Annotated in this window: 15 protein-coding genes and 4 tRNA genes; 11 read left to right on the top strand and 8 right to left on the bottom strand. The window is 46.5% G+C overall.

Annotated elements, in window-relative coordinates:
• Nucleotides 1–99: 99 nt before the first annotated feature.
• Entirely contained in the window at nucleotides 100–1428 is a 1329-nt protein-coding gene (locus tag LRY47_RS08585; RefSeq protein WP_295224269.1) for a TolC family protein, read from the bottom strand.
• A complete protein-coding gene (locus tag LRY47_RS08580) occupies nucleotides 1398–1700 on the bottom strand; it encodes a metalloregulator ArsR/SmtB family transcription factor (RefSeq protein ID WP_295224267.1) in 303 nt (100 codons plus the stop codon). Before LRY47_RS08580 ends, LRY47_RS08585 begins: the two co-directional genes overlap by 31 nt.
• 196 nt (nucleotides 1701–1896) lie before the next feature.
• Between LRY47_RS08580 and ribF the strand changes: the two genes are divergently transcribed.
• From ribF to LRY47_RS08555, 5 genes are read left to right on the top strand one after another with little or no spacing between them, the layout of a single operon-like run.
• A complete protein-coding gene (ribF, locus tag LRY47_RS08575; protein WP_295224266.1) occupies nucleotides 1897–2820 on the top strand; it encodes a riboflavin biosynthesis protein RibF in 924 nt (307 codons plus the stop codon).
• Nucleotides 2804–4117 carry a 30S ribosomal protein S12 methylthiotransferase RimO gene (gene rimO, locus LRY47_RS08570; RefSeq protein ID WP_295224263.1) on the top strand — a complete coding sequence of 438 codons (1314 nt, stop codon included), beginning with the start codon at nucleotides 2804–2806 and terminating at the stop codon, nucleotides 4115–4117. Before ribF ends, rimO begins: the two co-directional genes overlap by 17 nt.
• 4 nt (nucleotides 4118–4121) lie before the next feature.
• Nucleotides 4122–4892, top strand: a complete 771-nt coding sequence (gene bamD / locus LRY47_RS08565) for an outer membrane protein assembly factor BamD (protein ID WP_295224261.1) — start codon at nucleotides 4122–4124, stop codon at nucleotides 4890–4892.
• 4 nt (nucleotides 4893–4896) lie between these two features.
• Complete coding sequence (serS, locus tag LRY47_RS08560) at nucleotides 4897–6168, top strand: serine--tRNA ligase (RefSeq protein WP_295224259.1); 1272 nt, start codon at nucleotides 4897–4899, stop codon at nucleotides 6166–6168.
• On the top strand, nucleotides 6165–6839 hold the full coding sequence (locus tag LRY47_RS08555; RefSeq protein WP_295224256.1) for an SAM-dependent methyltransferase: 675 nt from the start codon (nucleotides 6165–6167) through the stop codon (nucleotides 6837–6839). The genes serS and LRY47_RS08555 overlap by 4 nt, the downstream gene beginning before the upstream one ends.
• Before the next feature lie 157 nt (nucleotides 6840–6996).
• Here the strand turns inward: LRY47_RS08555 and LRY47_RS08550 are convergent, their stop codons facing one another.
• From LRY47_RS08550 to LRY47_RS08525, 6 genes are all read right to left on the bottom strand, one after another.
• A complete protein-coding gene (locus LRY47_RS08550; protein ID WP_295224254.1) occupies nucleotides 6997–7383 on the bottom strand; it encodes a DUF134 domain-containing protein in 387 nt (128 codons plus the stop codon).
• A 154-nt stretch (nucleotides 7384–7537) separates the two neighbouring features.
• Entirely contained in the window at nucleotides 7538–8296 is a 759-nt protein-coding gene (larB, locus tag LRY47_RS08545) for a nickel pincer cofactor biosynthesis protein LarB (RefSeq protein ID WP_295224253.1), read from the bottom strand.
• Complete coding sequence (locus LRY47_RS08540; protein ID WP_295224251.1) at nucleotides 8286–8885, bottom strand: RlmE family RNA methyltransferase; 600 nt, start codon at nucleotides 8883–8885, stop codon at nucleotides 8286–8288. Before LRY47_RS08540 ends, larB begins: the two co-directional genes overlap by 11 nt.
• A 2-nt stretch (nucleotides 8886–8887) precedes the next feature.
• Entirely contained in the window at nucleotides 8888–10408 is a 1521-nt protein-coding gene (locus LRY47_RS08535; protein WP_295224249.1) for an Rne/Rng family ribonuclease, read from the bottom strand.
• A gap of 17 nt (nucleotides 10409–10425) precedes the next feature.
• Nucleotides 10426–11025 (bottom strand): recombination mediator RecR, encoded by a 600-nt coding sequence (gene recR / locus LRY47_RS08530; RefSeq protein ID WP_295224247.1) that lies wholly within the window; start codon nucleotides 11023–11025, stop codon nucleotides 10426–10428.
• A 16-nt stretch (nucleotides 11026–11041) separates the two neighbouring features.
• Nucleotides 11042–11356: a YbaB/EbfC family nucleoid-associated protein gene (locus LRY47_RS08525; RefSeq protein WP_295224244.1), complete on the bottom strand. Its 315-nt coding sequence runs from the start codon at nucleotides 11354–11356 to the stop codon at nucleotides 11042–11044.
• A gap of 264 nt (nucleotides 11357–11620) precedes the next feature.
• Between LRY47_RS08525 and LRY47_RS08520 the strand changes: the two genes are divergently transcribed.
• The 6 genes from LRY47_RS08520 to LRY47_RS08495 form a co-directional block, all read left to right on the top strand.
• On the top strand, nucleotides 11621–11971 hold the full coding sequence (locus LRY47_RS08520) for a metalloregulator ArsR/SmtB family transcription factor (RefSeq protein ID WP_295224241.1): 351 nt from the start codon (nucleotides 11621–11623) through the stop codon (nucleotides 11969–11971).
• A gap of 129 nt (nucleotides 11972–12100) precedes the next feature.
• Nucleotides 12101–12173, top strand: a tRNA-Thr gene (locus LRY47_RS08515).
• Between the two features lie 47 nt (nucleotides 12174–12220).
• A tRNA-Tyr gene (locus LRY47_RS08510) sits at nucleotides 12221–12303 on the top strand.
• Nucleotides 12304–12320: 17 nt separating this feature from the next.
• Nucleotides 12321–12394: transfer RNA gene (locus LRY47_RS08505), tRNA-Gly, on the top strand.
• A 67-nt stretch (nucleotides 12395–12461) separates the two neighbouring features.
• Nucleotides 12462–12535: transfer RNA gene (locus LRY47_RS08500), tRNA-Thr, on the top strand.
• Between the two features lie 30 nt (nucleotides 12536–12565).
• Nucleotides 12566–12691, top strand: a 126-nt coding sequence (locus LRY47_RS08495) for a GTP-binding protein (RefSeq protein ID WP_295224730.1), incomplete at its 3' end; no start/stop codon positions are given.

Here is a 12691-nt window from a genome sequence, read left to right as displayed (position 1 = left end):
TCAAATATTATAATATATAGTGTGCAGTTTTCAAGCTGTTTGTTTTAAAAATGATAATGAGACTGCTTCGCTGTTGATGGGAAGCAGTCTCATGAAATTTTAGTGTAAATCTCCGGCGGCCAGATGAAGTCCGGCTTTCTCGACTATCTCCTGATATTCGGAGACATAGAGAGAAAGCTCTGCCTGTTTGAGGTCGACTTCCCTGTCCAGCAGTTCAGTAACCTTTGAGAGTCCTTCGTTAAATCTGTTTTCCGTGATTATGAGTGCGGTTTGTGCCGCCTCCACACGTTTTTTTGAAGCCTCGATCTGTTTAGAAGCGGCTATCACGCCGTAATAAGAGTTTTTTATCTCGGATTTGATCTCGAGTTTTTTGTCTGCGATCTGGTGCATAAGTGCTATCTGTCTGCTTTTGGTTTCGCTGATTTTGTTATAGTCTCCGAAACCTTTGAAAAGGTTCAGATCCGCCTGAATTCCGTAGGTTGTTCCGTCACCGTTGTCGCCCATGAATTTATCGTCGTTTCTCTGATAGTCCGCAAAAAGATATACAGAGGGCAGAAGGGCTGATTTAGCCTTTTTTGTCTCCAGTTCCGCTGAATCCAGATATTTCTGCATTGCGGCGAGATCCTGTCTGTTTTTCAGTCCCGTGTCGGTATACTTTGAAATATCCTCGGAAAATTCCAGTTCAGGTGTTGTCCATACAACCTTGATAGGTTCGTCGGTGTCAAGAAGCCTTTGCAGGTTGCTCATGGCAACCGCGTGCTGTTTTTCCGCTTCTTTGACAGCCTGCTCGTTCATCAGCAGGTAGCTTTCGGATACCATCAGGTCGCTTTTAACGATGAGACCGTTGTTAAAGAAATCCGCAGCGTTCCTGTAGTATCTTTTTGTGCGTTCGTATGAGTGGTTTGCGGTGTCCAGCGCCTTTTCGGCGAGAGCCAGCCCGTAAAACGCCATGTGCAGGTTATACAGTGTGAACTGCGTAGCCCGTTCCGTCTGCATACGGCTTGCCTGATATGCCTTGTCAGCCTGTTTTATGCCGTAATATATCTGTCCCTGCATGAATATGGGCTGCATCACCTGCACCTGTGTGGTGTAGGTTGTAACGGTGTCCGGGCTTGCCATGCTTGCCATCTGGTTCATAAAATACGCATTGTCGAACCTGCCCTGCTTCGCTGTTGCGAATGCGGCGGTGCCCGGTTCGTCGGATTTCATGAGCGTCTGGTGCAGACTGATATTGGGAAGATAACTGCCCACAGCCTGATTTTTTGCATAGCCGGCTGCTTCTTCGTCTGCCCTGTAGGACTTTATGACGTTCGAATTTTTAAGAGCCGTCTCCTTTGCCTCTGCAAAGGTGAGCGCGGCCGCATTTGCCTGTGTTGCCGCCAAAAGCAGCGCAAGGCTTAGTGTGAACCCTCGCACGGGGAAACGCATCCTGTCTTCTCCATAAGTTCTTTAATCATAGCTTTGATGCCGTCGTCGGCGATGCTGTAGCAAATACTTGTTCCGGACCTTTTACCTTTGATCAGCCCTTTGTTCTTGAGTATTGCAAGATGCTGACTTGTTGTGGCCTGAGGAATATCAAGCCCTTTGCAGATTTTGGTAACGTTGCACTCGTTGCTCATCAGTCCGACCATAAGCTTGAGTCTGATGGGGTGTCCGATCGCCTTGAGCTTTTCTGAGTACAGTGCGAACCATTCTTCCATAATAAAACCTCCGCGAAAAATGAATATATGAATATTATGGACAAGATACTATTATGTCAATATTAAACTTACATTTAAGAGATTCAAAATGTTATATTTTTTTTATGTACGGTATTTGGTGAAAAAACCATGCAGAATTGATGTTTTTATGTCAAATTCTGATTGATTAAATTAATGTGTCTGGCATATTACATAGATGGAAATAATCAGAAATATATCCTCTTTTCAGTCGGAAAGAAATATGGTTGTCAGTCTTGGCAACTTCGACGGCGTGCACGAGGGACACGCACAGCTTATACGCCGCACGGTGAGTCTTGCAAAGGAGAAGGGACTTGAGAGCGCCCTTGTTACATTTGAGCCGCACCCGCTGAAATTTTTCGGTGCGGACATACGTCTTATATCCACACTTGACATGAAGATACGCGAGTTTGAAAAACTCGGCGCGGACAAACTTTTTCTTATGAATTTCGACGAACATCTGGCGGGCATCAACCCTGAGATATTCGTAAGCGAGTTTCTGGTGAAGAAGATGCGTGCATCATTCATCGTTGTGGGCTATGATTACCGCTTCGGGCGGGGAAGAACGGGGTCGTTCGATTTTCTGGTGCATCTCAGCAACAGGCTCGGTTTTACCGCCATTCAGGTGCCTAAGGTCGAGATAAACGGTATGACCGCGTCCAGTACGAACGTACGCAAATGTCTCACAGAAGGAGAGATAGACTGTGCAAACACTCTTCTGGGGCGTAATTTTGCAATAGGCGGAACAGTTGTAAAGGGTGACGGCATCGCAACCGGCATAGGTTTTCCCACCGCGAACATTGAACCTTTGAACGAACTTATCCCCATGAACGGCATCTATGCCGCAAAAGTGAACATTGACGGAACATATTACAACGGCGCGCTTTATATAGGCGAACGCCCGACAGTTGGTTCCGGACTTAAAAAAAGGGTAGAGGTGAACCTGTTCGGCTTTTCAGGAAATCTCTACGGAAAATATATTGAGGCGGAGATAGTGCATTTCATCCGTCACGACAGAAAATTCGGATCGGTGGACGAGCTTAAGGCTCAGATAAAGACCGATTGTGACAACATAAAGGTGTTCTTTGAAAGACAAAAATAAAAAAATTTCATTCATCAGCCTCGGCTGTTCAAAAAATCAGGTGGATCTGGAATATCTTATGGGTTCCATCAAGGACGAAGGTTATGAGATAACCCACGTTCCCGAAGATTCCGACGCTATTGTAGTAAACACCTGCGGATTTATAGAGCCGGCAGTTGCCGAGGCAATCGACAACATACTTGAGATGAGCAGACGCAAACATAAGGATGCGAAACTTATCGTTACCGGATGCATGAGCGAGCGGTATAAGCTGGAACTGCTCAAAGAGATGCCGGAGATTGATTTTTTCACCGGAGTGGGCGAACTCGATAAAGTCATAGGTTTTCTGAACGGCACCGGCGAGCGCCCGAAAAATTACGGTACCGCGCGCCTGATAGCTAATACCCCATATTTTGCGTATCTTAAGATATCGGAAGGATGCAACAATAAATGCTCTTACTGCGCTATCCCCGGAATCCGCGGACAGCTCGTCAGCCGTCCCGTTGAGGATATTCTTGCAGAGGCTGAAAACCTTGTTAAACAGGGTGTTAAAGAGATAATAATCATTTCGCAGGACAACACGAAATACGGAACCGATCTTTACGGACGTAAAGAGATAGTTCCGCTTCTGAAGAAAATAGAGAACATTGAGGGCGATTTCACTGTCAGAGTGATGTACATGAACCCCGACGGAGTGGACGAAGAACTCATAGATACTATCTGCTCTTCGGATAAGATACTAAGCTATTTCGATATTCCGGTTCAGCACTACAGCGCTAAGATGCTTAAGGCGATGAAACGGAAATCGAATCCTGAGATGATAGATAAGGTTTTCACTGCCATACGCAGAAAAGACCCGAAAAGTTTCCTGCGCACCACTATGATAGTGGGTTTTCCAGGGGAGACGGAGGCGGATTTTGATGAGCTTATCGCTTTTCTGAAAAAACATAAGCCGGATTTCGCGGGATTTTTCCCTTATTACAGAGAGAAGGGAACTTCCGCTTATAACCTCGGACAGCCTGTGGGCAAGCGCGAAGTGAACAGACGCATTAAGGTTTTGCAGAAACTGCAGAAAGAGAACACCAATACCCGCTTGAAATCAATGAGAAAAGACGACATAATCGCGTGGGTCGAAGGCGAAAGCGAAGAGTCGGAATTCATTCTTCAGGGCAGGGCGGTTTTTCAGGCTCCGGAGATCGACGGGCGCACCTATATAATAGGCGGGCTTGCCGACAGAGGCTTCGGTCCTTACAGATGCAGAATTAAAAGGATAGTTTATCCCGATATTTATTGCGAAATAACTGACAATACATGGTGATATGATGAAAAAGCTTTTTGTTTTCATGCTGGCAGCCGCCGCACTTTTTTCCTGTACAAAACCCCAGCCGCATCTTACGGCAGATGAGAGTATGCAGAAAGGTCTCGCTTATTTCCAGAAAAAGAACTACGACGAGGCTATCCCGATGTTCGAGAACTCCATTATGGAGGCTGAATCTCCCGATATGGCTGCAAAAGCACAGCTTTTTCTTGCGGATTCATATTTCATGAGCAAAAGATACCCCGAAGCGATACCCGCTTATCAGCAGTATCTTGATGTTTACAGTACTTCGGAAGATGCCAATACGGCAATGCTCAGACTCGGTCTTTCCCATTATGCTCTGATAGACAAAGTTGACAGAGACATGGCCGCCGCAGAGGGAGCGCTTAAAAGCTTCTCGACACTGAGGGAGAAAGACCCTGCGTTTGCAAAGGAATACGATCTGACCAAAAAGATAGTTGAACTGCGCAACATGCTGGCAGACAGAGAACTTTATGTCGGAAAATTCTATATCCGCATAGGGGAGCCGCAGGCGGGCATCAAAAGACTTGATTACATCATCGAAAGATATAAAGACACCAACGCATACGAAGACGCTCTTTACGAATACGGCTTGTACTATGCGAAACAGGACGGTAAAGAGAACGAGGCTCTCAAATATTTCAACCAGCTTTTGAAAGAGAAGCCAGACACAAAATATGCAAAAGATGTTGCGAAACAGCTTGTTGTTCTTCTGGACAAGGTACAGAAGAGACTGGATAAAAAAGGAGCCTGACAAAATGCTTGACATCAAATATATAATTGCGAATACGGATATTGCCCGCAAAAAGACTGCCGACAGAGGAGCAAATTTTGACTTTGACGGACTTTTGGCTCTGGATGCGGAGCGTAAAAAACTTCAGGCTAAGAACGACGAGCTGAAGAGCGAGCGCAACACCGTAAGCAAAGAAATAGGCAGAATACGCAAAGAGGGCGGCGACATCTCCGAAATTCAGGAGAAGATGCGCCTTGCCGGCGACGAGATCGATGCCAATGACAAGACCCTCGGCGAGATTCAGACAAAGATGGAGGAGATGCTTCTCAATCTTCCGAACCTCGTCAAAGACGAAGTGCCTGTGGGAAAAGACGAAACTGAGAACGTGCTTTATAAGACATGGGGCGAACCCAAAAAATTCTCTTTTGAACCCAAAGCCCACTGGGACATTGCCGAAAACCTTAAAATTCTGGATTTTGAACGCGGAACGAAGATCGCGAAATCAAGATTCACCGCATATATGGGTATGGGCGCAAAGCTTGAAAGAGCGCTCATCAACTTAATGCTGGACACCCACGCAGAGCGCGGATACAAAGAAGTGCTTGCACCCTATCTTGTCAACGCGGACGCAATGCGCGGAACAGGACAGCTTCCCAAGTTTGAAGAGGAACTCTTTAAATGTGAGCGTGATGAACTTTATCTTATTCCCACGGCAGAGGTCTCTGTTACGAACCTTTACAGCGGAGAGATAATCCCCGAAAACGAACTGCCAATCCGCCACTGCTCATACTCCGCATGTTTCCGCAGGGAAGCCGGTTCACACGGAAAAGACGTTCGCGGACTTATCCGTCAGCACCAGTTCAACAAAGTTGAGCTTGTTAAGATAACAGCTCCCGAAGATTCTGATAATGAACTTGCGGAATTGCTTGATTCAGCAGAAAATATACTGCGCACGCTGGAATTGCCATACAGAGTTATGACCCTCTGTTCCGGCGATATAGGTTTTTCATCTGCCAAGACTTATGACATTGAGGTCTGGCTCCCGTCCGCAAACACATACAGGGAGATATCCTCCTGTTCAACATTCGTGGACTATCAGGCGCGCCGCGCATCAATCCGCCTTCGCAGAAAGGACGGCAAAAAGGTTGAGTTCGCTCACACCCTGAACGGTTCAGGGCTTGCAGTGGGCAGAACCCTTGTAGCCGTGCTTGAAAACTATCAGAACGAAGACGGTTCCATTACCGTTCCCAACGCCCTCAGACCCTATCTGGGCGGGCTGGAAGTGATAAAAGCATGAAGACGCTTTATATAGCAGGCACAAGCATCAGTGGCGAATATGCCGGTTCACCCGCATATCTGTTTGAAGTGGTTGAAAAATGCTCCCTTATAATAGGTGAGGACAAACGCAATCTGGGCAGGATGCTCGCTGCGTCAGGCTTTCGCGACAAGGAGCAGATGCTTCTGAACGAACATTCTCTCGACCGCGATAAGGAATTTTTGCTGGATATCTGCAAGGGACACGAGAATATCCTTCTTATGAGCGATTCAGGTACGCCCTGTGTCGCAGACCCAGGCTATGACTTTGTGAACATGGCTTGGGAAGCAGGCTTTAACGTTGTGTCCGTCCCCGGACCCTCGTCTATAACTGCCGCTCTGTCGATTTCAGGATATTTTTCCGAAAGATTCTATTTTGCGGGATTTCCGCCCAAGGACGGCGTTCTTCGTAAGAAATTCATGGATAGAGTTATGAACAACAAGGATACGGTTGTCCTGTTTGAAAGACCTTACCACGCAAACCAGCTTATAGAGGAAGTTTCATTCATAGACCGTCCCATGAGCATGTCTTTCAATTTGGGTATGCCTGACGAGAAGACATATCGCGGCAGCGCAAAAGAGATAGCTGCGGCGATACCTGATAAGGTTAAGAAACCGTTTGTACTTATTATTGCAGGTGAACGTCAGCATTGATGGTTGTCGCTCATATGCTTCGCATTTCTGCGGTGAATGTTTCAGGGTGAAATCCGCTTGCGTGAGTGAAGGGAGGCTTTGCCGACCGGATGGATGGATAAAATTTTGAAATTGAATAAAAAAGGCGACCTTTCGGTCGCCTAAATTTTTTAGCTTATCAGCAGTAGCTGCTTTCTAAAGCTGCCGCAGAGTGTTTGCGTCTTTCTATTCTGCTTTCAGGCAGATCCTGTTTGAAGACGCTGCATCCTCTTTCCTGAAACTGTACGTTTCCGCCGGAAATGTTCAGCTCGGAACCTTCGATGATGAAAGATGCAACTTTAATTCTTGCTTTCTCAACAAGTCTTGAGAAAGTGGGGCGTGAAATGTTCATAAGAACAGCTGCGTCCTCATGTGAAAGCCCCTGATAGTCCGCAAGGCGGATTGCTTCAAACTCGTCCAGTGTAAGGTTTACCGCTTTAAGTTTTTTTGCGGCTATACCTCTGGGTTTAAAACTTGAGATCTCGGGTTTTGCGCCTATAACTCTAGGCTTAGATGGTCTGGGCATTTTTCTCCTCCGTTTTTTTAAAATAAATTTTAATAGAATCACTGTATAATGGACATAAGTTAGCAGTATGTCCCAAAAAATGCCATAGGAAAATTGTGTAAAGTACACTAAGTATTAAAATCCGAATATGCGAATAAGGTGGCGCAAGGCTCTCTTAGCGGTTTTTACGCAGGTTCAGAATGTTTATAACCCGCACAGCCGCCATGGCGGCACCGAAGCCATTATCTATGTTTACCACTGTAAGCCCTGCCGCGCAGCTTGTCAACATCGCAAACAGAGCTGTGAAACCGTTTAATGCCGTTCCGTATCCGGCGGAGGTTGGAACCGCGATTACAGGCTGGGGGAAAATTCCGCCTGTGATGGAGGGCAGAGCGCCTTCCATTCCCGCGATAACGATTATAACGTCCGCTCTCAATATATCATCTTTGTGGCTTAAAAATCTGTGTATTCCTGCCACGCCGATGTCTGCATAAAGTTCAGCACGAACCCCGCAAAACTCCAGAATTTCCTGCACCTCTTTCGCTACTTTCAGGTCACTTGTTCCGGCGGTTATTACGGCGACAGAACCATCTTTTGCATCAATAGGTTTCAGAAAACGCTTCATGATACCGGCTTCCGGAACGAAAGTGCAGTCGGGGCATAGTTCTCTGAGTTCGTTCAGCTTTTCATCAGACAGTCCCGTGCAGACTAAGTTCAATTCTTTTTCAGCATATGTTTTTGATATGGAAACTATTTGCGCTACGGTTTTTCCCCGTCCGTAAACCACCTCTTCAAAACCTACGCGGTTTTTTCTGTCGGTGTCTATTTTAAATTCGCTTCCGTTTGTGAATCCCTGAATCTTTTCAAATGCCTGTTCAGCGTTCATAGATCCTTCGGAAACGAGCCTGAGTACTTCTAAAAGATCATTGTTCATTTTTCGGCAGTCCTTTGAAACCTTTAAGGATTATATACATCTCAAACGAGCCTTTGCGCGTGGCTTCGGGGCGTATATGCTTGCAGAAATCGAAATGCACCTTCATCTCTTTCACAAGAGCATCCCTGTCTTCGCCCTCGAATACTTTACAGATGAAGTTTCCGCCGGGTTTCAGCACCGAGCAGGCGAAATAGAATATCTTGCGCACAAGCTCTATGGAGTTCACATGGTCGAGAAGCTTTGAGCCGGATGTATTCGGCGCAGCATCCGAAATGACAGCGTCGTAACCGGAGCAGGCGGCAAGAACCTCATCCACAGTCTCCTGTGTTGTGATGTCGCCGAGAATGAATTTGAAACGTTCCATTTCCATGTCGCCGGTTTCCAGCAGGTCGACACCGACCACGCGGGTCTTTGACATTTGCAGAACGACCTGTGTCCATCCGCCGGGCGCACAGCCAACGTCCAGCACGTTGTGACCGTTGCGGTATATCTCGTATTTCTTGTTAAGTTCAATAAGTTTATAGGCGGCGCGGCTGCGGTAGCCTTCGCGCTTTGCCTTTTTGTAAAATGCGTCCTGTCTGTTGTACATTATTAGTCCATTGGTGTTACTTCGTAATCGTGTATGTGGAAGGTCTCGTTAGGCATGACCTCCACCTCTATGCTCATCATAAGCTCTATTTCATCCAGCGATTCCTTTTCGTCGTCCAGCAGAAGGTCAACCACATCGGGATGCGCCTCAATATAGACTTTTTTGTCGCGGAAGAAAGGGGCTATCCTGCGCACTTCGCGCAGTATGTCATAGCAGACGGTGAGCTTGCTCTTAACAATTCCGCGTCCCTCGCAATAGGGACAGGGTTCGCTAAGCGAACGGGAAAGGCTCTCCTGAACGCGTTTTCTGGTTATTTCAACCAGTCCCAGCGGTGAGATGTTCACAACGCTTGCTTTGGCTCTGTCGTTTTTCAGCTCCAGATCCATGGTTTTAAGAACCTTCTGACGGTTTTCCTCTTTCGCCATATCGATGAAATCGACGATGATTATGCCGCCTATGTTGCGCAGACGCAGCTGCCATGCTATCTCTTTTGAGGCTTCGAGGTTTGTTTTCAGGATAGTGTCTTCAAAGTTTCTTTTGCCGACAAATTTTCCGGTGTTAACGTCGATAACGGTGAGGGCTTCCGCCTGATCTATTACTATGTATCCGCCGGATTTCAGCCATACCTTTTTGTCAAGTATGCGCCCTATCTCTATTTCGATGTTGTAATAGTCGAATATCGGGATGTCGTTGTTATACAGCGTTACTTCAATGTTCATGTCGGGCATGTATTCCCGAAGGAACGATTTAATTTTAAGGTAGTCAGCCTTATTGTCGATGATTATGCGGCTCACGTCCGCTGTGGCGGTGTCGCGCAGGATGCGGAATATGAGTCCGTGATCCTCGTAAACCATGCAGGGCGCTTTTGATGCCGCCATGTTATCCATTATCTTCGACCAGAGACGTTCCAGATAGTCAAGGTCGGCTACTATCTCTTCGCGGTCGTGTCCTGCAGAGACTGTGCGGGCAATAAGCCCCATGCCTTCTTTCTTTATATCTTTAAGGATAAGGCGCAGGCGTTCCCGTTCCTCTTCCTCTTCAATTTTGCGTGAAACCCCGACATGTTCGTATCCGGGCATGAGAACGATGTAACGTCCCGGAACCGTCAGGTGGGTGGTAAGCCTTGCACCCTTTTGTCCGATGGATTCTTTTGCCACCTGAACGACGATCTCCTGACCCTCTTTAATGAGCTGTTCGATAGGAGGAATTTCTTTCGGTTCCGGCGCAATTGTGTCAACTTCCGCCTCGTCCTGCATTCCGTCCATAGCCTCCAGAAAGCTGACGCGCTCCCCGTTTTCCACATAGACGTCTGCTGCGGGCAGAAATGCCGCCTTTGAAAGACCTATGTCAACGAATGCCGACTGTATGCCGGGCAGTACTTTTATGACACGTCCTTTATATATATTTCCTGCAACGTTCTTGTTGTGCGCGCGCTCAATCAGTATTTCGGCAGGGTTTCCGTTCTCCAGAACCGCCACGCGAGCCTCGCTGAGCGTGGAGTTTACTATTATTTCTTTGGACATTTATGTTTATTCCGTTTTTATTCATGGATTTCGGTGCGCTGTTCCATTGCTTTAAACAGCGTCAGCTCATCCGTGTATTCAAGGTTTGTTCCGATGGGAACGCCGCTTGCAATTTTTGTAACACGGACGTTTTTGTTTTTCAGGATTTTTGAAAGGTATATTGCCGTTGTCTCCCCTTCAATGTCAGGGTTCGTGGCGATGATTACCTCTGTTATGTTTTCTTCAGGTATGCGTTCAATAAGCCTGTCTATGGTGAGATCCTGCGGACCTATACCGTCCAGAGGCGAGATGCGCCCGCCAAGAACATGGTAGCGTCCGCGGAAAAAACCGGTGTTTTCGAGTACAAAGATATCCTTAGCCTCTTCAACGACGCAAAGCTGACCGTTCTGGCGGTAGCTGTCGTGGCAGATGTGACATATCGGCTCTTCGGAGAGATTTCCGCATATTCTGCAGAAAACGGTCTTCTCCTTAAGCTCTGTCATACTCTCGGCAAGGTTTTTGACAAGCTGGGCGTCGGATTTCAGAAGATGGAGTGCAAGACGCACGGCAGTTTTTCTTCCTATGCCGGGCAGTCTTGAAAGTTCGCCCACGCAGCGCTCAAAGATCCTGTTCTTCATATAGTATTATGGGTGCTTAGAACATGCCGGGAAAATTGATTCCGAGGTTGCCCGTTACGGCAGACATCTTTTGCTGAACAACTTCCTGAGATTTTTTGAGTCCCTCGTTAACTGCCGCAAGAATGAGATCCTGCAGCATTTCAACGTCTTCAGGGTCAACAACGTCCTTTTCGATGGCTATGCTGACGATCTCCTGCTTTCCGTTAACTTTGACGGTTATCATACCGCCGCCGGCAGTGGCTTCAACAACTTCCAGAGCTGCTTCCGCCTGCGCCTCTTCCATTTTCTTCTGCATTTTCTGCGCTTGTTTCATCATTTGCTGAATGTTCATATATATTCTCCATAAAATTATTGACTGAGTAAGTTAATGTAAAAACAATTAAGAACTTATCATTATGATATATTATTCGCTTATGTCAATATGCAATGTAAATATTGACAGTATAACCTATGTAATACTATTATGCACACCTGAATAAACGCTCATATGATGTCTTGCACCCTCCTTTAGTGAAAGGAGGGCTGGGGTGGATTTGTATGATAGAGATAAAATCCCCCTTTATCCCCCTTTGTCAAAGGGGGAGAGGAAGGTCTAATGACTGACGACATTTTTCAATTATCGGAACCGATGGAGGATATGCTCCCTAATATGAAGGACAGGATGCCTCCTGAATCCGTCACATTAAATATGTCCGACGTCTTTAAAATATTAAGCGACCATACCAGAGTCAAGATTCTGTACGCGCTTTCGCTGTCGGAACTGTGTGTTGCGGATATAGCTGAACTGGCGGGCGTTTCACAGTCTGCCGTTTCACATCAGCTTCGCATTCTCCGCAATTCAAAACTTGTTACATGGAAAAAATCCGGAAAACAGGTCTTCTATGCTCTCCAGAGCGAAGGAGTGCGGGTGCTTATAAAAAAAGCTATGGAACATTCTGCCGGATAACGTATAATTATGTTTAAAGTCCTGTTGTTACGGCGTTTCAGGTCAATTTAAAAAACTTTAATTTTTTTTCAACAAAACTCTTGACATCCATAACGTTAAAAGATAATATTCACCTCCGTTTCACGGTAAGCTGGTGTAGCTCAATCGGTAGAGCAACTGACTTGTAATCAGTAGGTTGAGGGTTCAATTCCTTTCACCAGCTTTTTTTTGTTTCACGGACTCTGTGTGCAGCTCTCAGCTGCCACGTGAGGGGAGATACCCAAGCGGCCAAAGGGGGCAGACTGTAAATCTGTTGTCGAACGACTTCGAAGGTTCGAATCCTTCTCTCCCCACTTTTTGACGAAAAAATGCGGGTGTAGCTCAGTTGGCTAGAGCATCAGCCTTCCAAGCTGAGGGTCACGGGTTCGAATCCCGTTACCCGCTTTTTTTTACTCAGAAAACAAGCTGTATGAAAGACGGACGATACCGTTACGTCTGTTTTTTTTTATATGCCCACGTGGCTCAGGTGGCTAGAGCACGTCCTTGGTAAGGACGAGATCACCGGTTCGAGTCCGGTCGTGGGCTTTATCTTCTTTTCAGGAGGACAGATTAACAATGGCCAAGTCTAAATTTGAAAGAACAAAACCTCACGTTAACGTCGGAACAATCGGCCACGTTGACCACGGTAAAACATCACTGACAGCAGCAATCACTAACATCCTTGCTAAGAAAGGATACGCA

This window comes from Seleniivibrio sp., assembly GCF_021209385.1.
Classification (GTDB): domain Bacteria; phylum Chrysiogenota; class Deferribacteres; order Deferribacterales; family Geovibrionaceae; genus Seleniivibrio.
Note: the sequence above shows the minus strand (reverse complement) of the source record. Positions and strands in the feature narration are given on the sequence as shown.